Annotated in this window: 23 protein-coding genes and 2 pseudogenes; 9 read left to right on the top strand and 16 right to left on the bottom strand. The window is 36.6% G+C overall.

Going from position 1 to position 22,812, the window contains the following annotated elements; all coding sequences use genetic code 11:
• Window positions 1–26 precede the first annotated feature (26 nt).
• The 4 genes from fabH to MHB70_RS04945 form a co-directional block, all read right to left on the bottom strand.
• Window positions 27–959 (bottom strand): beta-ketoacyl-ACP synthase III, encoded by a 933-nt coding sequence (gene fabH / locus MHB70_RS04960; protein ID WP_001100553.1) that lies wholly within the window; start codon window positions 957–959, stop codon window positions 27–29.
• 244 nt (window positions 960–1,203) lie between these two features.
• A complete protein-coding gene (locus tag MHB70_RS04955) occupies window positions 1,204–1,380 on the bottom strand; it encodes a ComZ family protein (RefSeq protein ID WP_001003338.1) in 177 nt (58 codons plus the stop codon).
• 64 nt (window positions 1,381–1,444) lie between these two features.
• Complete coding sequence (locus MHB70_RS04950) at window positions 1,445–2,317, bottom strand: NAD-dependent epimerase/dehydratase family protein (RefSeq protein ID WP_000486174.1); 873 nt, start codon at window positions 2,315–2,317, stop codon at window positions 1,445–1,447.
• A 29-nt stretch (window positions 2,318–2,346) separates the two neighbouring features.
• Window positions 2,347–3,081, bottom strand: coding sequence for a hypothetical protein (locus tag MHB70_RS04945; RefSeq protein WP_000028709.1), 735 nt, complete (start codon window positions 3,079–3,081; stop codon window positions 2,347–2,349).
• Window positions 3,082–3,237: 156 nt separating this feature from the next.
• Between MHB70_RS04945 and MHB70_RS04940 the strand changes: the two genes are divergently transcribed.
• The gene (locus MHB70_RS04940) at window positions 3,238–3,420 is read left to right on the top strand and encodes a YjzD family protein (protein ID WP_001211112.1); all 183 of its coding nucleotides are present in this window, start codon (window positions 3,238–3,240) and stop codon (window positions 3,418–3,420) included.
• Between the two features lie 36 nt (window positions 3,421–3,456).
• On the opposite strand, the gene clpB is transcribed toward MHB70_RS04940, so the two are convergent.
• Window positions 3,457–6,057, bottom strand: a complete 2,601-nt coding sequence (gene clpB, locus MHB70_RS04935) for an ATP-dependent chaperone ClpB (protein ID WP_000365397.1) — start codon at window positions 6,055–6,057, stop codon at window positions 3,457–3,459.
• A gap of 210 nt (window positions 6,058–6,267) precedes the next feature.
• Window positions 6,268–6,447 carry a YjzC family protein gene (locus MHB70_RS04930; RefSeq protein WP_002093816.1) on the bottom strand — a complete coding sequence of 60 codons (180 nt, stop codon included), beginning with the start codon at window positions 6,445–6,447 and terminating at the stop codon, window positions 6,268–6,270.
• A gap of 492 nt (window positions 6,448–6,939) precedes the next feature.
• Here MHB70_RS04930 and MHB70_RS04925 point away from each other — a divergent pair, with 492 nt between their 5' ends.
• From MHB70_RS04925 to MHB70_RS04915, 3 genes are all read left to right on the top strand, one after another.
• Entirely contained in the window at window positions 6,940–7,749 is an 810-nt protein-coding gene (locus tag MHB70_RS04925) for a Cof-type HAD-IIB family hydrolase (protein ID WP_000043171.1), read from the top strand.
• A gap of 104 nt (window positions 7,750–7,853) precedes the next feature.
• The gene (locus MHB70_RS04920; RefSeq protein ID WP_000516816.1) at window positions 7,854–7,994 is read left to right on the top strand and encodes a hypothetical protein; all 141 of its coding nucleotides are present in this window, start codon (window positions 7,854–7,856) and stop codon (window positions 7,992–7,994) included.
• Window positions 7,995–8,192, top strand: coding sequence for a DUF3813 domain-containing protein (locus MHB70_RS04915; RefSeq protein ID WP_000527396.1), 198 nt, complete (start codon window positions 7,995–7,997; stop codon window positions 8,190–8,192).
• Window positions 8,193–8,217: 25 nt separating this feature from the next.
• Here MHB70_RS04915 and MHB70_RS04910 read toward each other — a convergent pair whose 3' ends face one another.
• Window positions 8,218–9,075, bottom strand: a complete 858-nt coding sequence (locus tag MHB70_RS04910) for a YitT family protein (RefSeq protein WP_000364440.1) — start codon at window positions 9,073–9,075, stop codon at window positions 8,218–8,220.
• A 100-nt stretch (window positions 9,076–9,175) separates the two neighbouring features.
• Between MHB70_RS04910 and MHB70_RS04905 the strand changes: the two genes are divergently transcribed.
• Window positions 9,176–9,307 carry a DUF3941 domain-containing protein gene (locus MHB70_RS04905; protein ID WP_001120851.1) on the top strand — a complete coding sequence of 44 codons (132 nt, stop codon included), beginning with the start codon at window positions 9,176–9,178 and terminating at the stop codon, window positions 9,305–9,307.
• Between the two features lie 129 nt (window positions 9,308–9,436).
• The gene (gene prsA, locus MHB70_RS04900; protein WP_001214219.1) at window positions 9,437–10,294 is read left to right on the top strand and encodes a peptidylprolyl isomerase PrsA; all 858 of its coding nucleotides are present in this window, start codon (window positions 9,437–9,439) and stop codon (window positions 10,292–10,294) included.
• 68 nt (window positions 10,295–10,362) lie between these two features.
• On the opposite strand, the pseudogene MHB70_RS04895 reads toward prsA, so the two are convergent.
• The 3 genes and pseudogenes from MHB70_RS04895 to MHB70_RS04885 form a co-directional block, all read right to left on the bottom strand.
• A pseudogene (locus MHB70_RS04895) lies at window positions 10,363–10,948 on the bottom strand (hypothetical protein).
• An 11-nt stretch (window positions 10,949–10,959) separates the two neighbouring features.
• A pseudogene (locus MHB70_RS04890) lies at window positions 10,960–11,808 on the bottom strand (RHS repeat domain-containing protein); the annotation flags it as partial.
• Between the two features lie 252 nt (window positions 11,809–12,060).
• Window positions 12,061–12,915: a CvfB family protein gene (locus MHB70_RS04885; protein ID WP_000281281.1), complete on the bottom strand. Its 855-nt coding sequence runs from the start codon at window positions 12,913–12,915 to the stop codon at window positions 12,061–12,063.
• A 230-nt stretch (window positions 12,916–13,145) separates the two neighbouring features.
• On the opposite strand from MHB70_RS04885, the gene MHB70_RS04880 reads away from it, so the two are divergent.
• Complete coding sequence (locus MHB70_RS04880) at window positions 13,146–13,637, top strand: YajQ family cyclic di-GMP-binding protein (protein WP_001040147.1); 492 nt, start codon at window positions 13,146–13,148, stop codon at window positions 13,635–13,637.
• 39 nt (window positions 13,638–13,676) lie between these two features.
• Here the strand turns inward: MHB70_RS04880 and MHB70_RS04875 are convergent, their stop codons facing one another.
• Window positions 13,677–13,904, bottom strand: coding sequence for a hypothetical protein (locus MHB70_RS04875; protein WP_001169968.1), 228 nt, complete (start codon window positions 13,902–13,904; stop codon window positions 13,677–13,679).
• Window positions 13,905–13,914: 10 nt separating this feature from the next.
• Window positions 13,915–15,210, bottom strand: a complete 1,296-nt coding sequence (locus MHB70_RS04870) for an alpha-amylase family glycosyl hydrolase (protein WP_000412001.1) — start codon at window positions 15,208–15,210, stop codon at window positions 13,915–13,917.
• A gap of 218 nt (window positions 15,211–15,428) precedes the next feature.
• On the opposite strand from MHB70_RS04870, the gene MHB70_RS04865 reads away from it, so the two are divergent.
• Window positions 15,429–16,661, top strand: coding sequence for an ammonium transporter (locus MHB70_RS04865; RefSeq protein WP_001091643.1), 1,233 nt, complete (start codon window positions 15,429–15,431; stop codon window positions 16,659–16,661).
• A gap of 272 nt (window positions 16,662–16,933) precedes the next feature.
• Here MHB70_RS04865 and katB read toward each other — a convergent pair whose 3' ends face one another.
• From katB to asnB, 3 genes are all read right to left on the bottom strand, one after another.
• On the bottom strand, window positions 16,934–18,400 hold the full coding sequence (katB, locus tag MHB70_RS04860; RefSeq protein ID WP_001069169.1) for a catalase KatB: 1,467 nt from the start codon (window positions 18,398–18,400) through the stop codon (window positions 16,934–16,936).
• Window positions 18,401–18,457: 57 nt separating this feature from the next.
• Window positions 18,458–19,417, bottom strand: coding sequence for a ferrochelatase (gene hemH / locus MHB70_RS04855; RefSeq protein WP_061529372.1), 960 nt, complete (start codon window positions 19,415–19,417; stop codon window positions 18,458–18,460).
• Between the two features lie 190 nt (window positions 19,418–19,607).
• The gene (gene asnB, locus MHB70_RS04850; RefSeq protein ID WP_000333956.1) at window positions 19,608–21,455 is read right to left on the bottom strand and encodes an asparagine synthase (glutamine-hydrolyzing); all 1,848 of its coding nucleotides are present in this window, start codon (window positions 21,453–21,455) and stop codon (window positions 19,608–19,610) included.
• Window positions 21,456–21,695: 240 nt separating this feature from the next.
• Between asnB and MHB70_RS04845 the strand changes: the two genes are divergently transcribed.
• A complete protein-coding gene (locus MHB70_RS04845; protein WP_000616037.1) occupies window positions 21,696–22,250 on the top strand; it encodes a DUF2777 domain-containing protein in 555 nt (184 codons plus the stop codon).
• A gap of 57 nt (window positions 22,251–22,307) precedes the next feature.
• Here the strand turns inward: MHB70_RS04845 and MHB70_RS04840 are convergent, their stop codons facing one another.
• Window positions 22,308–22,673: a YisL family protein gene (locus tag MHB70_RS04840; protein ID WP_000233490.1), complete on the bottom strand. Its 366-nt coding sequence runs from the start codon at window positions 22,671–22,673 to the stop codon at window positions 22,308–22,310.
• Between the last annotated feature and the right edge of the window lie 139 nt (window positions 22,674–22,812).

Raw genomic sequence — 22,812 nt, 5'->3', positions numbered from 1 at the left:
AATACACTCCTTTTTTCTCTCAATCCTTATTTACCCCAACGAAGAGCTACTGCTCCCCATGTTAATCCACCGCCGAAACCAACAAGTATAATTAAATCGCCGTCTTGAATACGTCCATTTTGCAATTCCTCTACCATTGCAATTGGAATGGAAGAAGCTGATGTATTACCGAACTTTTCAATTGTCATACTCATTTTTTCTTGTGGTAAATTTAATCTTTCTCTCGCAGATTCCATAATACGAATATTCGCTTGATGTGGTACTAAGAAATCCACATCCTCTTTCGTAAGACCAGCTTTATCTAACACACGAAGACAAGAATCTCCAAGTTGACGAACAGCAAATTTAAAGACTTCTCTGCCATTCATCATAACATACTCGTCTTGATAAAGATGCTTGCCGCCACTTCCGTCTGCTCCTAATTCGAAAGATAAAACGCCTCTTCCTTCTGAAACAGCTCCCATTACGATAGCGCCAGCTCCGTCTCCAAATAGTACTGCTGTGTTTCGATCATTCCAGTCTACAATTTTAGATAGTTTATCACTACCAACTACTAATACATTTTTATAAGTTCCAGTTTGAATAAATTGCTGTGCTGTAATCATTCCGTACATAAAACCAGCACACGCTGCACTTAAATCCATTGCCGCTGCGTGTTTCGCTCCAATTGCCTCTTGAATCACACAAGCTACTGCTGGAAAAGCACGATCTGGCGTTACTGTTGCCACTAAAATAAGATCGATATCCTCTCCGCTAATCCCTGCATCTTCAAGTGCTTTTTTAGAAGCCTCTACGGCCATATATGAAGTATCTATTGTCTCATCGGCAATGCGTCTCTCTGCAATTCCCGTTCTCGTACGAATCCATTCATCGGATGTATCCATTACTTTCTCTAAATCGTGATTTGTGACTACTTTTTCTGGCACATATCTTCCGATCCCTAAAATGCCCACGTTCACATCGCAGCCCTCCGTTTTATATCAATTATTATGACTTGGTACTAATTTTAAAACATAAATTTACTTTTGTCTAGAATATATTTCAGCTAAAACAGAAAGCTAGCGTTTTATTCTCTTTATTTTTCAGTAAAAACAACGAAAACATACCTTCCACTATTCTTCCCCTTACTTCGCTCGAAATATAAAAAGACCCGAACCGCTTCTACTCACGGTTCGAGCCTCTCTCCCCTCAAAAAGAAGGGTTTTATTCTTTGTCTGCTTTCCCAAGCTCATATGCTTCATTCATAACTTTCATTAATAACTCTAACACTGGTTGTGCCTTCTCCATATCAAGCTCAATTCCATTCGAATCTAAAATTGCCTTTGCCTCTGGTAAATGCTTCATTGCGATTTGTAAAAATTGCATGCTTTTTTCGTTCATATTATACTCTTCCTCTCCTTTAAAACTTTCAATTCATAATCCATACAATAGTGTAACACGTGCACTATCCTTCGTATAACTCTTTATATTTTTTCATATGTGCCAATTGTTTATTTAAACCGTATTCTAACGGGGTATTTCTTTTTATCGGAATATCCTCGGCCGCTTCATCTCTTTCTTCCTTATTATTTTTATTCACTTTATCATCTGCACGTAAAAGATTCATCCCTTTTTCCCATAACGACCGTTTACCACTAAGTAAATTGTATATACCGAGATGCTCTCCGTTCGTTCCATTTCCCCATAAGTATTCGCATACATCTTCAATGTAAAGTAAATCGCTTCCTTTTTCCTCACTCGTACAACGGCACTCTTTCTCATCCAGTTCTGATAAAATGAGCTGATGATACATCATAAAGGATGGTTGCCACGGACCATATAATGTAGGAACTCGAAATACACTATATTGTAATTCCCCTTTTTTTAACCCTTCTTCTACTTTCGAAAATAGGCGTTTATTTTCGGATTCCCCTGTGCATCCTACCTCAATAGAAGAAATTAGATTTAGCTTTACTTTATTTTCTTCACACATTTTTATAATCCGCTTTAAATATTGTAATATGACTCTTTCATTCCGAAAGCCACTTTGCTGGTTTGGTTCACACAAACAAAAGTATACTGCATCGAAATTCTCTTCCTCTACTGATCTCCATCCATCTTCATCTCTTATTGGATAGTACGTAAATAAAGCGTTTCGCCCAATTAACAATAACTTCTCTTCATTAATTTTTGTCATACTATCATATTCATCAAAATCAAGACCATACACTTCTACTTCTTCTGCAATCATTTTATTCACAAGGTGATAACCTACAAACGTAAGTGCACCTATAATCAGCACGCGTTCCATACCACCAACCCTTTCCCCTTGAAACAAATAGCTCCTCATTTATGTATATGGGAGCCTCACAATTCTTCTTCATATTTTTTAAAGAAATCCGTTGTTTGTCTAACCATTTTATATTTCACATCTTGGAGATGGAATAAGACAGAAGTATCACATTGATTGAATTGCCTCATTTTCTCGTATTTACGTAACAACTGTTTTCTTCCTCTTTTTTCTTGTGTTGATACGAAAATTTTAACAGGTACACAAGACGGAAGAAGCGTAAAAGATTTCTTATTTATTTTTGATTCTAATTCTTCTTCTTTGGAATCGTACGCCAAACTTAATTCCTTCACTAATCTTTTGTAAAAAAACTTATGCTCTTTTTCGAACTCCACATATTCTGGCAAATCTAAACACGGATTTAACATAATGACAGAACGTATACTTTCAGGGTATTTGTTCATCATCTCAAGCGCTACAAGCGCACCCATACCATCTGCCATAATGTGCATTTTCGTATTTAATGTCTCTTTTCTCAAAACAACATCATATAAACGTTTCGCTAGACGAACAGATTGGTCATTCCCCCAGTGTCTTCCATATAAATTAGAAGAAAAGACCGTGTAGCCTTCCTCAATAAGGCCATGTAAAAAATAAGATCTTCCCGCATGCTGTGTCCATAAACTTGTACCATTCTCAATAAAGTAGTTGTAATCACCGAGGAGCATAACTGAAAACCCATTTGGCTTCTCCGGTAAATAAATGACACATGGTTCTTTTTCTAAGTAAAAAAAACGTTCCGTAATACTCATTTTTCCCCCGCCTTATTTTCTAAACGTATAAAACCACTCTTTTATAATGTATGAACGTAATGCAAATTTGCGTTGAAAAATCTACAAATATTTTTCTATATTCTTTTTTCAATTGTGTTACAATAAGGACAGATTGAACGAATAGAGGTGTAAAATATGCGTTTCATTTGGGCATTAATTTGGTCGTTCGCGCTTGTACATATGATGAGCTACGTAATCGGCTCTATGACTGGCGGTACATACGATTTTAACCAAGCGTCTATTTTCTCAGTTGTTCTTGCGGTATTAGTATTAGCGATTTCAGCTGCAATTCCAAACGAGCCAGTAGAACAACACTAAAAAGAGTCCGGATTTTATCCGAACTCTTTTTTATTTTCATTTCACATGAACAACTAATTCGTTATTTTCTACATCAACAACTACGTGACTATTATCCGTAATTGTGCCTGCAATTAATTCTCTCGCTAATTTCGTTTCCACTTGACGCTGTACGTATCGTTTTAATGGACGAGCTCCGTACATCGGATCAAAGCCAGCTTCTACAACAAATTCTTTTGCAGAATCCGTTAATTCTACCGTAATATGACGGTCAGCTAAACGACCTTGTAATTCTTTTACAATTTTATCAACAATACCTTTAATTTCATTCGTTGTAAGAGGCTTGAATAAAATAATTTCATCGACACGATTTAAAAACTCTGGTCGGAAATGTCCTCTTAATTGTCCCATGACAAGTTCTCTTGATTCCTCTTTAATGGAACCATCTGCTTCTAATCCATCTAATAAATGAGCAGATCCAATATTTGAAGTCATAATAATAACCGTGTTTTTAAAGTCTACTGTACGTCCTTGCGAATCTGTAATGCGTCCATCATCTAACATTTGTAATAAAATGTTGAATACTTCTGGATGCGCTTTTTCGATTTCGTCTAACAAAATAACGGAATACGGTTTACGTCTTACTGCTTCCGTTAATTGACCGCCCTCTTCATATCCAACATATCCAGGAGGTGCACCAATTAAGCGTGACACAGCATGTTTCTCCATGTACTCAGACATGTCGATACGAATCATTTGCTCTTCACTATCGAATAAAGACTGCGCTAACGTTTTTGCAAGTTCTGTTTTACCAACACCTGTCGGTCCTAAGAAAATGAAGGAACCAATTGGACGGTTCGGGTCTTTAATACCAGCGCGTGCACGAAGAACTGCGTCTGATACTAAACTTACCGCTTCCTCTTGTCCGATGACACGCTCTGATAAAATTTGCTCTAAGCGTAGTAATTTCTCACGTTCACCCTCAACGAGTTTTGCGACAGGAATACCAGTCCAGCGTGAAACGATATCAGCAATTTCTTCTTCACTGACTTCCTCGCGTAATAAACGATTTTCTTGTTTATTATGTGCGCTCATTTCTTCCGCTTCTTTTAATTCTTTTTCAATTGCAGGAATTTTTCCGTGACGAAGTTCAGCTGCTTTATTTAAATCGTAATTACCTTCTGCTTCTTCTAATTCACGGCGCAGACGCTCTAAATGTTCACGTAAGTCACGAACTTTGTGAATATCTTCTTTTTCTTTCTCCCATTTCGCTCTCATGCTACTTGCAACTTCTTTTAAATCCGATAATTCACGTTGCAATGTTTTTAGACGTTCTTGGCTACCAAAGTCCTTCTCTTTTCCAAGAGCGGCTTCTTCAATTTCCAGCTGCATAATACGGCGCGTTACTTCATCTAATTCTGTTGGCATAGAATCAATTTCTGTACGAATTGTTGCGCACGCTTCGTCAACAAGGTCAATTGCTTTATCCGGTAAGAAGCGATCTGAAATATATCGATCTGATAAAACAGATGCTGCTACAATCGCGCGGTCATGAATATTTACACCGTGATAAATTTCAAAACGCTCTTTTAAACCACGTAAAATGGAGATTGTATCTTCAACAGTCGGTTCCTCTGCTAATACTTGTTGGAAACGTCTTTCTAACGCTGGGTCTTTCTCAATATATTTACGATATTCATCTAATGTCGTTGCCCCGATACAATGCAGTTCACCACGAGCAAGCATCGGTTTTAACATATTCCCTGCGTCCATCGCACCTTCTGTTTTACCAGCACCGACGATTGTATGAAGTTCATCAATGAATAATAAAATACGGCCTTCACTCTTTTTAATTTCATTTAATACAGCTTGCAGGCGCTCTTCAAATTCACCACGGAATTTTGCTCCGGCTACAAGTGCACTCATATCTAATGCAAAGATTGTTCTATCTTTTAACCCTTCTGGTACATCTTTTTTCACGATACGCTGTGCTAATCCTTCAACAATTGCTGTTTTACCAACACCTGGCTCACCAATTAAAACAGGGTTGTTTTTCGTTTTACGTGAAAGAATGCGAATAACGCGGCGAATTTCACTATCTCGTCCGATAACAGGATCAATTTTCCCTGCTCTCACTTCCGCCACTAAATCACGGCCATATTTTTCTAACGCTTCATAAGTTGCTTCTGGATTTTGACTAGTCACTCTTTGATTCCCCCGAACTGTCATTAAAGACTGTAATAAGTTATCTTTCGTAATATGCAATCTTGTAAATAAATGATTGATATCGCCTTTTTCTTCAGAAAAAGCAAGCAATACATGTTCTACTGAAATGTAATCATCCTGCAGTTTTTCTGCTTCTTTCCCTGCTCTTACAAGCAGTTGCTGCAGATTGCTTGTTATATACAATTTCCCAACTTCTGCTCCGCTTCCCGTTACAGAAGGTTTCTTTTTAATTACATTTTCTACATCTTGCTTCAATGCTTCTATATCAACATTCATTTTTTGAAATATACGTACTGCTAATCCATCTTGCTCCTCTAATAATGCAAGTAATAGATGAACAGTATCCACCTCTTGGTGATGATGAGATACCGCTAAAGATTGGGCACTCATAATCGCCTCTTGTGTTTTCGTTGTCATTTGATTTAAGTCCATCTTTACAGCCCTCCAAAAGTTTGACTTTCTTTGACCTTTGATTTGATTATACGCCAACTTACTTTTTTATACAATAAATTTGCCTATGTATTTTCAAACTTATTATTGGAAAAAGAAAAAGGGAGCATTCATTATGCTACTTAAAAAAGTACAGTAAATGAAATTATATTATGTAACAAAAAAAAGCCGCAATAAAGATTGCGGCTTCTGTTACGGTTTTCTTTTATATGTCCACTGACGGTTATGATTCGTGTTATCTGGAAACTTTTCACCGGCATTTAATTGTACCATTTGCGGATTTTTTACCATACTTCCCGTTTCACCAATTTCTACGTAAACGCCATCATTTGGCGCTTTTTGTCCAGAACGAAACCTGCGATTTTGTCCCATCTTCATTCTCCTTCCATGACGTCTTGCCTCATTAGTATATCCATTTTAAAAGAAAGCTTTTCTGTCATGTTTAGGAAACAAGTACTACAGTTCACCGATTTACAATATATATAATTACACAAGCTTAAGCAGGGATTACTTCCTTACTTGTAGAAAAAAAAGAAACCAACCTACCTGTAGGCTAGCTTCAAAGGAGAGTCAAACATATACGAGAAGATTACATGTTTATTATAAGCCTCCTCATACGGGCAATGTAACCCTTTTCACAATTTGTACATAATGAAAGAAACATTGTTTGAACTTTCTAAAAAAATATTGACTTTTCTTGATTTCCAACGAGAAATAGTAGACACCACCGTACTTTGCGACGTAAGATGGATATATAGTGAACTTTCCATCTATGGTGGTCTCACCCAGTCTAACCTCTTATTTCTGCATATTAAAAACGGAAATACAGATAGATACAAAAAAATTATTATAAGAGGTGAAATTATGAGTAAACAACATTTAATCGCATTAGACTTAGACGGCACTTTATTAACAGACAACAAAATAATTTCCACTCGAACGAAACAGACAATTACAAAAGCAAAGGAACAAGGGCATATCGTCGTCATTTCAACAGGACGTCCATTCCGTGCTAGTTTTGATTATTATAAAGAACTTAATCTTAATACACCGATTGTAAACTTTAATGGTGCTTACGTGCATCACCCTCTTGATTCAAATTGGGGCACACATCACTCTCCACTTGAGCTAGCAACAGCCCAAGAAATTGTCCGAGCTTGCTTTGATTTCGGCGTAAAAAATATATACGCTGAAGTGATGGATGATGTGTACGTTCGTGAAATTGATGAAGATAAAAAACACATTTTCGAATTTGGTTCTCCAAAGATTTTCACAGGAGATTTATTAAATATTTTAAACGACCATCCGACTTGTTTATTAATTGACGCACACGATGATCATTCCGTTGCAATTCGTCAACATTTAACTGATATGCACGCTGAAGTGATCGATCATAGAAAATGGGGCGCACCTTGGCCAATTATTGAAATTGTAAAAAGTGGATTAAATAAAGCGGTCGGATTGCAAAAAATTTCTAGTCATTACAACATTCCAAAAGAGCGCATTATCGCTTTCGGTGATGAAGATAATGATTTTGAAATGATTGAATTTGCTGGTCACGGTATCGCAATGGGTAATGCAATACCTGAATTAAAATCACTCGCCAATCATACGACATTAACAAATGAAGAAGATGGCATCGCTCTATATTTAGAAGAGGTTCTTGGATTGTAATCTAAAAATTCCCTGCTTATAGTTTCTCGCCAAACGCTCATACTATAATTAGACGCCGAGTTAACGCGTCAATTGTTTTCAGCTAAATAAAGGGGGTTTTTCGAATGGGTAAAAAGAACAAATCAAAACGTTTTATCCAACAAGGAGCCGATGCTGTTATGAAGCATGATGCAAGATTCCCGTACAGAGGTACATTAGCTGAGGCAGAAAAAGCGAGAAGTAACTCTTCTTTTGGAGGGGTTTAAATGGGGAACTTACTATTCCAACAAGCTAGAGATGCTGTTGCAAATGCCGTATCTTGTTCAAGCGGCGCTGAACAACAAGATCTCGTATATACAGCAAAAAACGCTTTGCAATCCGCTTACGCAAACTCTTCAACTGCTGAGAAAGTTCAGCTACGCGAGATGCAGGAGCAGTTGCAAAACATTACGAATTTGCATTAAAAAAGAGGACCAGCTTTGGTCCTCTTTAATCTTTTCGAAACAATCCGAATACCCCGACCGTTTGCAGTATATTTGTGAACGCACCTGGGTCTACTTGTTTAATAACCCTTTCTAATTCGTACAACTCGTAACGAGTAATAACCATCATTAACATTTCCTTATTTTCATTTGTGTAAGCACCTGTTGCAGGTATAGTTGTAATCCCTCTCACTAATCGTGAGTGAATCGCCTTTCGTACGTCTGCACCATTTTTCGTAACGATTAACGCTGTTATTTTCACATGGCGAGTATGGATGGCATCAATAATTCTCGTTGATACATATAAAGTTACTAACGTATATAACGCTTTCTCCCACCCATATACATAACCCGCAGCGATAATAATAATTGCATTAAAAAAGAAAAAGTATGTACCGACAGGTTTATCTTTTATCTTAGATAAAATCATCGCAATGATATCTAAACCACCTGTAGAAGCACCCCATTTTAATGCAACCCCTACCCCAATCGCTGAAATAATGCCGCCAAAAATTGCATTTAGTATAATATCGTTCGAAACCGCTCGAACTGGGATAATTTCTAAAAACAAGGTCATAAATATAACGCATAGAAAACTAAAAAACGTAAAAGCCTTCCCAACCTTTTTCCACGCTAAAATAACGACAGGAATATTAAATAAACTAAACAACACCCCTGTAGATATATGAATAGATAAAAAATCACCTAATATTTGTGATAGTAATTGAGACAATCCAGCAAAGCCACTCGCGTACACTTTCGCTGGTGTTAAAAACAAATTCATTCCAATCGCATTTAATAAACCTGCGATAATTACAACGATTAATTTCTTAATAAGTTCGGTATAATTCAACTTCAAATCCATCTCTAATCCACCTTTACCCTTCATAAATGCACCGCTATACATAGTCTTTACGAAAAAGGAAATGATAAACGTACAACGTTTAGAAATGGAGTTGATACATATGCCACATACGAGTGATAACGACAAAAAAGCTCGCGATAATAATGCAAAACGCACGCAAAAAAATGAGCAAGAGCAAAAAAATATTCAGCAGGGCAAGCGCGCATATTCCAAGAAGACTGATCACCTTTGATCCCATCGTACATCAACATAATTGTTGATGTACTTTTTTTACATTTCACAGGAAAAAACATTAAAAATTCACTTCATGTTCACTTCTATATTCTACAATAGCGATAACATATTCGGATGAGGTGTTAGCATGAGAGGGAAACATATTTTCATTATTACTGCACTAATAAGTATATTAATGCTTTCTGCTTGCGGACAAAAGAATGGATCAGCTACAGTCGCTACAGCAACAGACTCAACCATTACGAAGAGCGACTTCGAAAAACAATTGAAAGATCGTTACGGAAAAGACATGCTATACGAAATGATGGCATACGACGTTATTACAAAAAAATATAAAGTATCTGACGATGATGTAGATAACGAGGTCCAAAAAGTAAAAAATCAATTTGGAGACCAATTCAAAGGATTTTTAGAAAACAATCGTTTAAAAGATGAGGCTGATTTCAAAAATCAAATGAAGTTCAAACTCGCTCTGCATGAAGCCGTTAAGAAAAGCGTTACAGAAAAAGACGTGAAAGACCACTATAAACCAGAAATTAAAGCGAGTCACATTTTAGTAAGCGATGAAAATGCAGCGAAAGAAATAAAGAAAAAACTAGACGCTGGTGCTTCATTTGAAGAATTAGCAAAACAAGAATCACAAGATCTACTATCAAAAGAAAAAGGCGGAGACCTCGGATACTTTAATTCAGGTACAATGGCGCCTGAATTTGAAACAGCTGCCTACAAATTAAAAGTTGGCGAAATTAGCAATCCCGTCAAATCAACGAACGGCTATCACATTATTAAATTAACTGATAAAAAGGATTTAAAGCCTTACGATGAAGTGAAAGACTCCATTCGTAAAAACTTAGAAGAAGAACGTATCGCTGACCCTACATTCAGTCAAAAACTATTACAAGACGAATTAAAAAAGGCAAATATTAAAATAAATGATAGTGAATTAAACGATACATTTTCTCTTATATTTGAGCGGGGAAACTAAAAAAAGCACGGTCTTATTTAAAAAGATAAGACTGTGCTTTTTTTATTTCATGTTTTATTGCTTGTATTCTAGCCTATGATACATTCTTCTGCAAAGCAAACAAATACTTGCTTTTCCGAACGTAAAGATACTATATAATACTCATCTTCAAAATGCCCTACTATATAACCCATTCCCCCCGCCAGTTCAATTGTTTCTTTATTGAAATATACTCTTGTCCGATCAAATTTTATATGTTTTATAATACTCTCTAATTCATTTTCGTTTACTTCCTTTTCAGAGAAAAGGAACATGAGGCTTCCCTCCATACATACAGGAGAAATCACATCGAAAATATCAGTTGCAGGATCATTCTGTTTTATTAAAATTGCGCTCTTTACGGTCGACTTTTTCCAGTTTAACTCTTTTAATTCTTTTTCCCAAATATAATTTTGCACCTTTGTTAATTCTTCTTGAACCCCTTCACAATCCACTAAAAGATATAAATGAAATTTCGACATCATTGTTTCCATAAATTGTTCCATGCTTGTATCAACATCAACTATATATCTATTAATCGTTGATAACCAATTCAAAATTATCATGTTCATCTAACACTAGAAAATATTCGTTATTTTCTGTTGCAGGTTTGTGTATTTCAATATATTTATCCATATTTTCTCCTTATATCCGAATGGATTGGCCGCTGCGATTCCTTTCGCTTCGCTCTTTAGGACGTTACCCCATGCATCATATTCATAGCTTGCGACTATTTGTCCATCTTTGTCGGTCATTGCTATTACGTCACCGCGCGGGTTGTAGTGGTAGTATACCGATTGATCTTGGATTTTCATTGCTAGGCGGACACCGCCTTTGTTGTAAACGTATTGACGGAGGACTTTTCCGTTCCCGCCTGTTTCGTATAGCGGGTTAATGCTGTCACCGTCGTAGAAGTAACGGGTTACTTGTCCGTTTACGTTCTTTTCAATACGACGGTTTTCGTTGTCGTATTTATATGTTGCGAACGGTTTGCCCTCCCCTTTTTTCGTTACAGCAACAAGTTGGTCTGCTTCGTCTCATGTGTATGTGTATTTCCCATCTGATGTACGGTTACCATTTGCGTCATACGTTAACGATTCGTTTCCGAATTTTAGAAGTTGATTTCCTTTGTTAAATGTTGCGATTACTGATTTCGTCTCTTTTCCATTCTCTGTTACTTTCACACACGTACGATTGCCAAATCCATCATACCTGTAGTCTCTAACTGTTCCATTTGGTGTAGATTCTTTTAATAATTGATTAATTGGATCGTATACGTAATTTGTTTCCGTTATTTTCCCATCAGAACTTTCATGTTTAATCTTCGTACGGTTTCCTGTTTTATCATACTCATATTTCTCTAATAGTAGCATTTGCTTTGTTGTTACAATAGCTAAATCCGATAGTTTCCCTGTTTGATCATAATTCTACGTTGCACTAGCATCATTCGGTGCGATATACGTACGTACGTGGCCGTTCTCATCTGTTTTCATTCTTACAATTAACAATTTAAAGAATTTTCTGAGGGACTTCAATATAAAAATGACAATATTGTGTCTTTTTTTCTAAAAATGTATATCTTCCGGCAATTTACTATTTTATATTCTTTTTTCCTTATAAATACAGTAAAATATTTGTAGATTAAACGTTTTATTACACCTTATTTACTTTTTATCTACTTTATAATAAAAAAAGAACTATTTTTTCTCTTAAAAATTTAGAGAAAAAATAGTTCTTTTTCATTCACTTTATTTCTTAAAGTAAGTCCAACCTTCTTCTTGGTAAATCTTTTCTTCTTTCATCATTTTACCAAGCGCCCGCTTAAACGCAGCTTTACTCATATTGAAACGTTCTTTAATGTCTTCTGGGTGGCTCTTATCCCAAAACGGCATTGCTCCGCCTCTTTCTTCCATATATTCATAAATTACTGCAGCATCATCTTCCATTCCTTCTTCTTTACGAGGAAGAAGTGAAATGTTGATTGTACCGTCATCTTTCACGTCAATAATACGACCTGTTACACGCTCACCGATGCGGACTTGTTCTTTTCTTTCTGTATGGTGTAAGAAAGCACGGAAATGCTCATCAGTTAGTATGAATGAACCAACTTGAAGTGAACGATACACACGTCCATTGACGTTTTTATTACGCATAGATGGCGTCGCATCTACGATAATTTCTTGCATATCACTGTCTCTTGCTGGAAGAGCGATTAAACGATCACGATTCGTTAATTTTAACGTACAATATAATTCGTCGCCTACTTCTGGCCATACTGGCATATAAATCGGGAACTCATCAAGTGGAATTAGTATATCTTTTGATACACCAATATCAACAAACACACCTAAACTAGGAATAACTTCTACAACCTTTACCCAATTCCAATCATGTGTTGTAATAATTGGCTCCTTCATTGTTGCTGAAATACGATTTTGGTGATCAAGGTATAAGAATACATCAATTGTATCGCCTTCTTCAATTTCTCCAGCTACTTCGTTTTTATGTAGGAAAATTTCTTCCTCTTCATTCCCAACCATATATCCGATTTCCGTTTCGCGTAAAACAGTTACCTGTTCAATCGATCCTAATTGCAAATACATATTTTTTAATTCCCTTCTATATATATAAAGTTATCTTTTTTATCATTCCAAACAAAAGTTAATTATAACACGATTTTTCCTTTATTTGTCCAACTGCCCAAAATTCACTATAATAAAGTGAGGTTACATGAATATCAGTATGAAAACACTTAAGTCTAAGCTCGTTTTCAGCTATACTTTAGTATGTACAGTACATAAAAAGATTAGAAATTTATTTGGAGGTGCTAACTATGGCAAAAGATAGTTCTTTTGACATCGTTTCGAAAGTAGAATTACCTGAAGTAACAAACGCAATTAACATCGCATTAAAGGAAATCCAAAACCGATATGACTTTAAAGGAAGTAAAAGTGATATTAAACTAGAAAAAGAAGTACTTGTTTTAACTTCTGACGACGAGTTCAAATTAGACCAAGTAAAAGACGTTTTAATTTCTAAACTTGTAAAACGTAACGTTCCAATTAAAAACTTGGACTATGGAAAAGTGGAAGCTGCGACTGGTAACACTGTTCGCCAACGCGCAACGTTACAACAAGGTATCGATAAAGATAACGCGAAAAAAATTAACAACATCATTAAAGAAATGAAATTAAAAGTGAAAACACAAGTACAAGATGATCAAGTACGTGTTACAGCGAAAAGCCGTGATGACTTACAAGCAGTAATCGTAGCCGTTCGCAGTGCTGACTTACCGATTGACGTACAATTCATTAACTATCGCTAAAAAGAAAACTCCTCTTAATTAGAGGAGTTTTTGTATTTATTAAGAGCAGCACCATATCGCTTTATCAAATGATTTTTTCGGAATATATACTTTATCATTTTCGATTTTGTATTGAATATTATTTTTCTTAAGAGCTGCTGTGTCAACAGAATGAATACTATCACCCCACCGAACAAATTCCCTATCGTCACCGATGTCCCCAAAATACAAACTTACAAATACGATAAGAAGACATGAACATAGAGCGAGCAACTTCTTTTTCTGCAAATATCTCACCTCATCTACGTTTCCTTTTAACCGCAATTAAAAACGCAATAAATAATACGTTCACACCGACGATTAAGGAGATAAATAACCAATTCACACCTGTTTCTTTACTAACAGTATACACATTCGATTCTTCACGCTTTAAAACGAGATAGAACTTCCCGTTTTCTTCTCTTATAATTTCGTCTTCTAACAATCCTCTTAACTGTTGTTTTTCACCAATTGCACTTGCAGGTAAGGAAACTTTTTGTGTTTCTTTCGTATTATTAATTGCTACTAATGTTACTTCATCTTTGTACTTTCGTTTTAATATACTCATTCCATCTTTATCATATAAAAGTTCAAACGTACCACGTCGTAAAGATGGTCTCATTTGTCTAAGTTCGCCAAGCTTTGTTATGTGCTGCATAAACTTTTCATCTGATTTAAAATCCATTAATCGGCGATTATCCGGTACGCTTCCTCCATCTAATGCGATTTCAGTTCCGTAATAAAAATTCGGAATCCCTGGTGATGTTAATAAATAGGTAAGAGCTAGTTTCAAACGTGATGGCGGATAATACATATTTTCTTTTGCGATACGTGCAAACCTTTTTGTTTCTTGATTATCTAAAAACGTAACAAACTCCTCTTCTTTTTTACTCACATCATATAACGATTTCACCGATACATCCGCTTCGGAAAACGATTCTACTATTTTTTCATTGTATTCACTATCTTCTTTTGTCATAATACGAAAATCTTTCTTTATCACTTGCATATCCTTTTGAACGTCACCCCAGAAAGAACGCGGCTTTTTTTCACTATGTATTACATAACTTCCATCTAAATCGACTTCTTTTACCCACCATTTCATCGAGTCGATTACTTGTTGTTCGTTTTCTCCAAATGGAAATTGAAATACAACTTTCATTCCTTTTTCGTGAGCTTCTTTTACAAGCTCTTTCACATCATTTTCTGTTCCGAAATGTTCATTTACTTTTTGAAAATTTCGCACGTCTAATCCATCATACTGTCCACTTTCAAAAAGCGGCGAAAGCATAACAGTCGTAAAACCCATTTCTTTTATATAATCCAGCCTTTTTATAATCCCTCTTATATCTCCGCCCTGATAACCTTCTAAATTACCAACGTCTAACTGCTTGTCATTTTTCGGTTCTCCATTATTGAAGCGATCAATCATAATCGAATATATGACTTCATCTCGCCACTCTCTTTTTTCATCTGCAAAAGTATGTATTGGTACAAACAAAACGACAGCTAAACAAAAACAAATGAATAGGTTCCTAGTCCATATTTTTTCCACACGCATCCCCCAAGTTTTTTAATTGTAAGAATATTATACCAATTATCCAAGCAAATCGCATACGCTGATTTCATTCCTTCAAAAATACATAATGTTAGACTTTCTTACATGATTAATAAAATTTTCTAAAAATTCAGTTGATTTTCACCTCAATTTCGAATATGATATGAAACATAACAAATAATGTAATATTTTCTAACATTATAGGAGGGGATTGAATGAATACGGGAGATACAGTTTTTATGTTTATAACGACAGTAATGGTCATGTTAATGACACCAGGATTAGCACTTTTTTACGGAGGCATGGTTCGTAGTAAAAATGTATTGAGCACAACGATGCACAGCTACAGCGCAATGGCTATCGTCTCAATTCAGTGGATTGTAATCGGTTATTCTTTATCTTTCGGACCAGATTGGCACGGACTTATAGGCAATCTCGATTGGTTCGGCTTAAACGGAGTTACCTACGCACCAAATCCAGACTACTCATCTACTATTCCTCACAATTTATTTATGATGTTCCAACTCATGTTCGCTATTTTAACTCCAGCTTTAATTTCAGGTGCATTCGCTGAAAGAATGCGTTTTTCTGCCTTTCTTATTTTTATTCTTCTATGGACAACACTCGTTTACAATCCCGTCGCTCATTGGGTATGGGGCGTTGGCGGATGGCTAAGAGAACTTGGCGCGTTAGACTTCGCCGGTGGTAATGTCGTTCATATCACTTCTGGTGTTGCTGGTCTTGTATTAGCGATTTTCCTCGGAAAACGAAAAAACATAAACGGTACCTCTCCTCACCATTTACCATTTACGATGTTAGGTGCAGGTTTACTATGGTTCGGGTGGTTCGGTTTTAACGTCGGGAGTGCATTATCATTAAACGACGTCGCTTTAACTGCATTTATTAATACAAATATAGCCGCCGCTGCCTCTGCTCTAACTTGGATGCTATCTGAATGGTTCTTCCAATCGAAACCGACTGCGATGGGAGCTGCTTGCGGGGTTGTTTCCGGTTTAGTCGCAATTACGCCAGCTTGCGGATTTGTTACACCTTTCTCCGCCCTTCTTATCGGAGCAATCGGGGGCGTATTATGTTTCGGTGCTGTCTTCTTCTTGAAAACGAAATTTGGGTACGACGATACACTTGATGCATTCGGATGTCACGGCATCGGAGGAACTTGGGGCGGTATTGCAACTGGACTTTTCGCAACTACTACTGTAAACGGTGATGGCGCTAACGGTCTGTTTTACGGAAACGCAGCTTTACTATTTAAACAACTTGTCGCAATCGGAGCAACATATGCATTCACAATTATAATGACATACGCCATTATTAAAGCGATCAACTACTTCCTCCCTGTTCGGGTAGATGAGCACGAAGAACATATGGGACTTGATATTTCGATGCACGGTGAGAAGGCTTATGAGTATACTGAGCGAGTGAATTAAAAAAGAGATGCAATCTACTACTAGTAGATTGCATCTCTTTTTATTATACTGTCGGTGGTATACCCTAGTTGGTATATTCATGAATATATCAGCGATTATTCGGATATATCGACGATTTTTTAAATATATCAGCGATTCTTTCATTATATCGACGTTTCGACACAAAATATCGATTTACCAACAAATTCCGACATGATGAAAACGAAAAATACCCCGTGTAAAGCTTATTTTACACATAAAAAGACGACCGAAAACCGGTCGTCTTTTTCTATTTATTTCGGAGCATTCCCTACATATTGCGTAATATCAACATTTAACGCTTGAGCTAAACGCATACCGTACTCTTGATCTGCACGGAAGAAGTTACAAACAGCTAATAATTTCGTGCGCTCATTTACGTCTTTTAAGTCGTTTGTTAAGTTTGCAATTAAGTTATCTTGCTCTTCTTTAGAAAATGAACGGTAACGCTCCCCTGCTTGTTTGAAGTCATTTGGTTTCTCAATTTTTTCACGAGATACGTAGCCTTCTACTTTCATAGTTGAATCGCGGTAAGTTGGATCTTCAACCGGATTTTCCGTATGACGGCTCGGTTCGTAGTTTACCGTAGATGGGTTTTGATTTACTTGCATTGCACCATCACGTTGTTGGTTATGAACAGCTGCATATGGGCAGTTTACAGGAATTTGTAAGTAGTTTGCACCAAGGCGATAACGCTGTGTATCTGGGTAAGAGAATAAACGTCCTTGTAATAATTTATCTTCAGATGGTTCAATACCATTTACAGTTGCACTCGGAGAGAACGCCACTTGTTCTACTTCCGCGAAGAAGTTTTTCGGATTACGATTTAACGTCATTGTTCCTACTTCCATTAATGGGAAACGATCTTCGGGCCATACTTTCGTTGGATCTAGTGGATCAAAGTCTAAAGAATCCGTTTCATCTAGTTGCATCACTTGTACGTGTAAATCCCACTTCGGATAATTTCCTTTTTCGATTGCATCGAACAAGTCACGAGTTGCATGGTTGAAGTCTTTCCCTTGCACTTCTTGCACTTCTTTTGCATTTAAGTTACGTACACCTTGCTGTGGTTTCCAGTGATATTTAATATAGACGATTTTACCTTCTGCATTAATCCATTTAAATGAATGGACACCGAAACCTTCCATTTCACGATAACTCGCTGGTGTACCGTAATCAGAAAATACCCACGTCATCATATGTGTAGATTCCGGACTTAACGTCATGAAATCCCAGTAACGATCTGGCGTTTGAATGTTTGTATCAGGTGCTGGTTTTAAAGAATGCACCATATCAGGGAATTTAATTGCATCACGAATGAAGAAGACTGGTAAGTGGTTACCTACGATATCGTAATTTCCTTCTTCTGTATAAAATTTAACAGCGAACCCACGTGGATCACGAGCTGTTTCCGGAGAACCTTGACCATGAATAACCGTTGAGAAACGAACAAATACAGGCGTTTCAGTTCCTTCATTTTGTAAAAATGCGGCTTTCGTATATTGCTTCATGCTGTTTTTCGTTACGAATACACCGTGAGCACCTGCACCACGCGCATGCACAACACGCTCTGGAATACGTTCACGATCAAAATGTGCAAGTTTTTCTACTAAATGATAGTCTTCTAACAATACCGGTCCACGGCGACCAGCTGTACGAGAGTTTTGATTATCTCCAACTGGAGCACCTTGGTTTGTTGTTAAGCGATTATTTGGATTCATCTGGGGATCCTCCTCTTTCTTTCGTAGTAATTATTATTTATTTAAAATTATTATAAACTAATTATTATTCAAAACTAAATCTTTGTCAACTATTCCCTTCATTTTTTTGGAAACAATTTCAGCTAAACAATCAATAAATACAGGTTGTGCATTTGGCATATTCGGTCTAAAATATTGGGCGTTTAATTCATCCGTTACAACCTTACATTCATAGTCGTTGTCATATAAAACTTCTAAATGCTCTGCCACAAATCCAACTGGGCAATATACGAAAGATTCATATCCATGCTCTTCAAATAAATCTCTCGTTAAATCTTGCACATCTGGTCCAATCCATGGGTCTGGTGTATTTCCTGCACTTTGCCAACCAATTGTATAGTGCTTTACACCTGCTTCTGTAGCAATTAAATCTGCTGTTTGCCGTAATTGCTCTACGTATGGGTCACCTGCTGCAATAATCTTCTCTGGTAAACTATGCGCCGAAAAAATTACGACTGCTTTTTCTTTATCTTTAACTTTTGTAAACGTTTCTTTTATTTGATCTGCCCAATAGGAAATAAACTTCGGTTCATCGTACCATTTTTCAATTGGTTCAATAACAGGGCCACCAATGTCTTCTGAAAGACGAATCGCGCGTTCATTATATGCTTTAATGCTGAATGTAGAGTAATGCGGTGCTAATACGATACTAATCGCATGCTCAATCCCATCTTTCTTCATCTCTTCTACTGCGTCTTCTATAACTGGTGCAATATGTTTTAATCCTAAGTAACAAGTAAATTCATACTCTGTAAATATATTATTCATTGAATCCGTTAATTTATGCGCTTGCTCTTTCGTAATTTTCGCAAGCGGTGATATTCCACCAATTGCTTTATAACGCCCGATTAAATCTTGGAGCGCTTCTTCTGTTGGCTTACGCCCATGACGGATATGTGTATAATACGCTTCTACATCATCCAATGACTCCGGCGTTCCATACGCCATTACGAGTAAACCTATTTTTTTCTTTGCCATCTATTTCACACCTCAATTTTTGAAAATGAGAATCTTTTTCAAGAACATTTGTTTCCAATTATAACAAGCAATAATAAGTACGTCAAAATAATAATTCTAAATAAATATTATTTATAAGGTGATTTTTAATTTTATATGACAATTTATTTAATAAAAAAAGCGGCTCACGTACATGTAAGCCGCTTTTTTGCTATTCTTTAATATTTACCCCATACTCTTTAAACCAAACGTGAATTTGTGCTAAATGAGCTAGAAGTTGCGGCCCAGTCATTAATTGACCGAACCAAGGTGTTTGGAATGCACTTCCGCCTGAGTGGATTAATCCATTCAATTGCTCTTTATCAAACAATTCATGCAAAATTGAGCCTTTATCCGTTAATAAATCTTGTAGCCATACTGTTACCGCTTTTGTATAATGCGGGTTATGCGTTTTCGGATAAGGACTCTTCTTTCTATATAAAATGTCATGTGGAAGTATCCCTTCTAAAGCTTTACGCAATAGACCTTTTTCGCGGTTTTCATACATTTTCATTTCCCAAGGAATATTCCACGCATATTCGACAAGTCGGTGGTCCGCAAATGGAACGCGCACTTCTAAGCTTGCTCCCATACTCATGCGGTCTTTTCTGTCTAATAATGTTGTCATAAACCATACCATGTTTAAATAAAATAATTGTCGTCTCTTCGCTTCCAGTGGGCTTTCTCCCTCTAAAATAGGAACTTCTTGAATGGATTCTTCATAGCGCCTTTGTACATATTGTTGTAAATTTAATTTACTTCTCCATTCTTTCTTCAGAAGTTGTTCACGTGCTTCTGTAGAGCGCATCCATGGGAATGCACTTGATTGTAAATCATCTTCTCTATAAAACCATGGATACCCACCGAAGATTTCATCTGCACATTCTCCAGATAAACCGACGACAAAGTCTTGTTTAATTTCGCGGCAAAACCATAATAATGAGGAATCGATATCTGCCATACCAGGCAAATCACGAACGAGCACCGCTTCTGTTAAACACTCTGCTAGCAGTTCATTTGAAATGACGCAACGATGGTGAGTCGTTTGAAACGTTTCAGTCATTAAGTTAATAAACGGCGCATCTGAATTGGGTTGGAATGCATTTGCTTTAAAATATTTTTCATTATCTTCATAGTCAATAGAATACGTGTGTAATGGCCCTTTCCCTGATCTTTCATATTCTTTTGCGGCAATTGCTGTTATAGCACTTGAATCTACACCACCTGATAAAAAAGTGCATAACGGTACATCAGAAACGAGTTGCCTTGTAATAGCATCTTGTAATAAAAAGCGTGTTTTCTCTACTGTTTCTTCAAAGGAATCTTCATGTTTTTTGCTTTCTACATTCCAATATCTCCATATACATAAACCATTTTTTGAAAATGTCATTGCGTGGCCCGGTCGTAATTCTTTTATACCAGCATAAATACCGTGACCAGGCGTTCTAGATGGTCCGAGGCCGAATATTTCTGATAACCCTTCTAACGTTACTTCAGCCTTCACATCAGGATGCGCTAGTATCGCTTTTAACTCTGAGCCAAATAGTAATCGTCCACTATCATATTTATAAAATAGCGGTTTTACACCTAATCGATCTCTTGCAATAAATACTTGTTCTTTCCGTTCGTCCCATACAGCAAACGCATATATACCGTTTAAATGATCGACACATTCTTCTTTCCATTCAATATACGATGCTAATAATACTTCCGTATCAGAATGACCTTTGAACGTATATCCTCTTCTTAAAAGTTCCTTTCGAATGTCTTCCGTGTTATAAAGTTCGCCGTTATAGCAAATTGCATAATTCGCTTCATCCTTTAAACAAGTCATCGGCTGTTTACCACCCTCAGGGTCAACAACGATTAACCGTTTATGCCCAAACGCGACATTACCCTTAATCCAAACTTTATTATCATCTGGGCCACGCTTCGCTAACGTCTCAGCCATCTTCATAACGACGGCCCTTTCTCCTTCTAATGAGCGTTTATAATCCACCCATCCTGTAATCCCGCACATATAAATCATCCTTCCATCTTATTACTTTTCCTGAACGTGCAGTAATCCCCACTCTAAAAGTGCGGATACAAAAAAATGACAAACTTGACGATAACCTACCATCCGTATACGGAATAGTAATTTCACTCAGTAAAACGTGTTTTATTGTATGCCCACCTATGTCCGGATGTGTCTAGTTATAAAGAACGCGCGAACTGTCTATAACAAGAATAACTACTTTTCATAAAGGAGAAATCGTGTATGATACAACGTAAACATATTTTATATAACCAGCCTCGTGCTCATTCAGTCGGTAATGTAGAATATATAAACAATGAATGGGTATTCTTTGATGATGAAAATGACGAAGCATTTTTATTAGAAGATATTGCCGAAGATGGCTTTGAGGTTTTATATAACAACAACTGGCTACCAGCTCGTTTTTATGAACAAAACATATTGCAAATCGCAAATGAACAACACCCCCTCCAAAACGGGGAAATGATACGCATTCGTAAAAAATTACTCCTTAGCTATCATGAATGGCTTGAGGAATTACCCGATTCTGTTTTTGCGTTATTAACAGAATCATTGCAATCACTTCATTACTCTCTATATGATTGCATGTATTGCCATAATTATTTATCCTTCTTACCGAAAGAGGAAGCATGCGAGGGCGTAAATATTCTTTTATTTGATAATGAAGAGATGATCTGTACACTGCAGCACCATTTCGTTCGTCACTCTTCTTCAAATAAAAATATTTTCCGTTTTACGAAAGTAAATGGAGAAGAGTTGCATATCGATGCGACATAAAAATAAAAGCCACCGTATCCCCCAAACATTTGAGAGATACGGTGGTTTTATTTTTTATTAGAATACTTGCCAACCAATCGGTAATTTCAGTCCAAGGTAAAATACCGCTACTAGTGCGACAATAAATAATCCCCAAACTGCCCCTGTTGCCTTATTCTTGCTCATTTTCACAAGAACCATTTCCATTCCACCGATAACTAAAATACCAGCTATCATTTTTAAACCGTACCACATGTGCATGTTACTTGTTGCAGTCTTCATAATACCCATGTACAACATGAAACCTGTCACAATAATGATAATGTACATAAGACGAAGCCCCATATGTACACCTTTCCCTTTTCTTCCTGCTGAATAAAGTGAATACGCAACGAAGAATAAAATTAAACCTAACGCCCATGCTGTAATATGCATATGTACCATCGTATCCCCTACCTCCTCTTTTCACACTTTTTCACTCTATATGATAACATGTTCATTTATTTTCAGGAAATGTTTCGCTTTTTTACATTTAAATGATATAATATTTAGAGTATTTACAAACTTCTTGTAATAACAAAAG

The sequence above is a fragment of the Bacillus sp. FSL M7-1020 genome, assembly GCF_038050415.1.
GTDB classification, from domain to species: Bacteria; Bacillota; Bacilli; order Bacillales; family Bacillaceae_G; genus Bacillus_A; species Bacillus_A toyonensis.
The sequence above is the reverse complement of the archived record's forward strand: the minus strand, read 5'-3'. Positions and strand labels throughout refer to the sequence as shown.

What these genes read in the sequence shown, in the direction of transcription:
- MHB70_RS04955 (WP_001003338.1), bottom strand. Translation starts at nt 1,380, where the DNA reads ATGAACGAAAAAAGCATGCAATTTTTACAAATCGCAATGAAGCATTTA.
- MHB70_RS04945 (WP_000028709.1), bottom strand. Translation starts at nt 3,081, where the DNA reads ATGAGTATTACGGAACGTTTTTTTTACTTAGAAAAAGAACCATGTGTC.
- MHB70_RS04940 (WP_001211112.1), top strand. Translation starts at nt 3,238, where the DNA reads ATGCGTTTCATTTGGGCATTAATTTGGTCGTTCGCGCTTGTACATATG.
- clpB (WP_000365397.1), bottom strand. Translation starts at nt 6,057, where the DNA reads ATGGACTTAAATCAAATGACAACGAAAACACAAGAGGCGATTATGAGT.
- MHB70_RS04930 (WP_002093816.1), bottom strand. Translation starts at nt 6,447, where the DNA reads ATGGGACAAAATCGCAGGTTTCGTTCTGGACAAAAAGCGCCAAATGAT.
- MHB70_RS04925 (WP_000043171.1), top strand. Translation starts at nt 6,940, where the DNA reads ATGAGTAAACAACATTTAATCGCATTAGACTTAGACGGCACTTTATTA.
- MHB70_RS04920 (WP_000516816.1), top strand. Translation starts at nt 7,854, where the DNA reads ATGGGTAAAAAGAACAAATCAAAACGTTTTATCCAACAAGGAGCCGAT.
- MHB70_RS04915 (WP_000527396.1), top strand. Translation starts at nt 7,995, where the DNA reads ATGGGGAACTTACTATTCCAACAAGCTAGAGATGCTGTTGCAAATGCC.
- MHB70_RS04910 (WP_000364440.1), bottom strand. Translation starts at nt 9,075, where the DNA reads ATGGATTTGAAGTTGAATTATACCGAACTTATTAAGAAATTAATCGTT.
- MHB70_RS04905 (WP_001120851.1), top strand. Translation starts at nt 9,176, where the DNA reads ATGCCACATACGAGTGATAACGACAAAAAAGCTCGCGATAATAATGCA.
- prsA (WP_001214219.1), top strand. Translation starts at nt 9,437, where the DNA reads ATGAGAGGGAAACATATTTTCATTATTACTGCACTAATAAGTATATTA.
- MHB70_RS04885 (WP_000281281.1), bottom strand. Translation starts at nt 12,915, where the DNA reads ATGTATTTGCAATTAGGATCGATTGAACAGGTAACTGTTTTACGCGAA.
- MHB70_RS04880 (WP_001040147.1), top strand. Translation starts at nt 13,146, where the DNA reads ATGGCAAAAGATAGTTCTTTTGACATCGTTTCGAAAGTAGAATTACCT.
- MHB70_RS04865 (WP_001091643.1), top strand. Translation starts at nt 15,429, where the DNA reads ATGAATACGGGAGATACAGTTTTTATGTTTATAACGACAGTAATGGTC.
- katB (WP_001069169.1), bottom strand. Translation starts at nt 18,400, where the DNA reads ATGAATCCAAATAATCGCTTAACAACAAACCAAGGTGCTCCAGTTGGA.
- hemH (WP_061529372.1), bottom strand. Translation starts at nt 19,417, where the DNA reads ATGGCAAAGAAAAAAATAGGTTTACTCGTAATGGCGTATGGAACGCCG.
- asnB (WP_000333956.1), bottom strand. Translation starts at nt 21,455, where the DNA reads ATGTGCGGGATTACAGGATGGGTGGATTATAAACGCTCATTAGAAGGA.
- MHB70_RS04845 (WP_000616037.1), top strand. Translation starts at nt 21,696, where the DNA reads ATGATACAACGTAAACATATTTTATATAACCAGCCTCGTGCTCATTCA.
- MHB70_RS04840 (WP_000233490.1), bottom strand. Translation starts at nt 22,673, where the DNA reads ATGGTACATATGCATATTACAGCATGGGCGTTAGGTTTAATTTTATTC.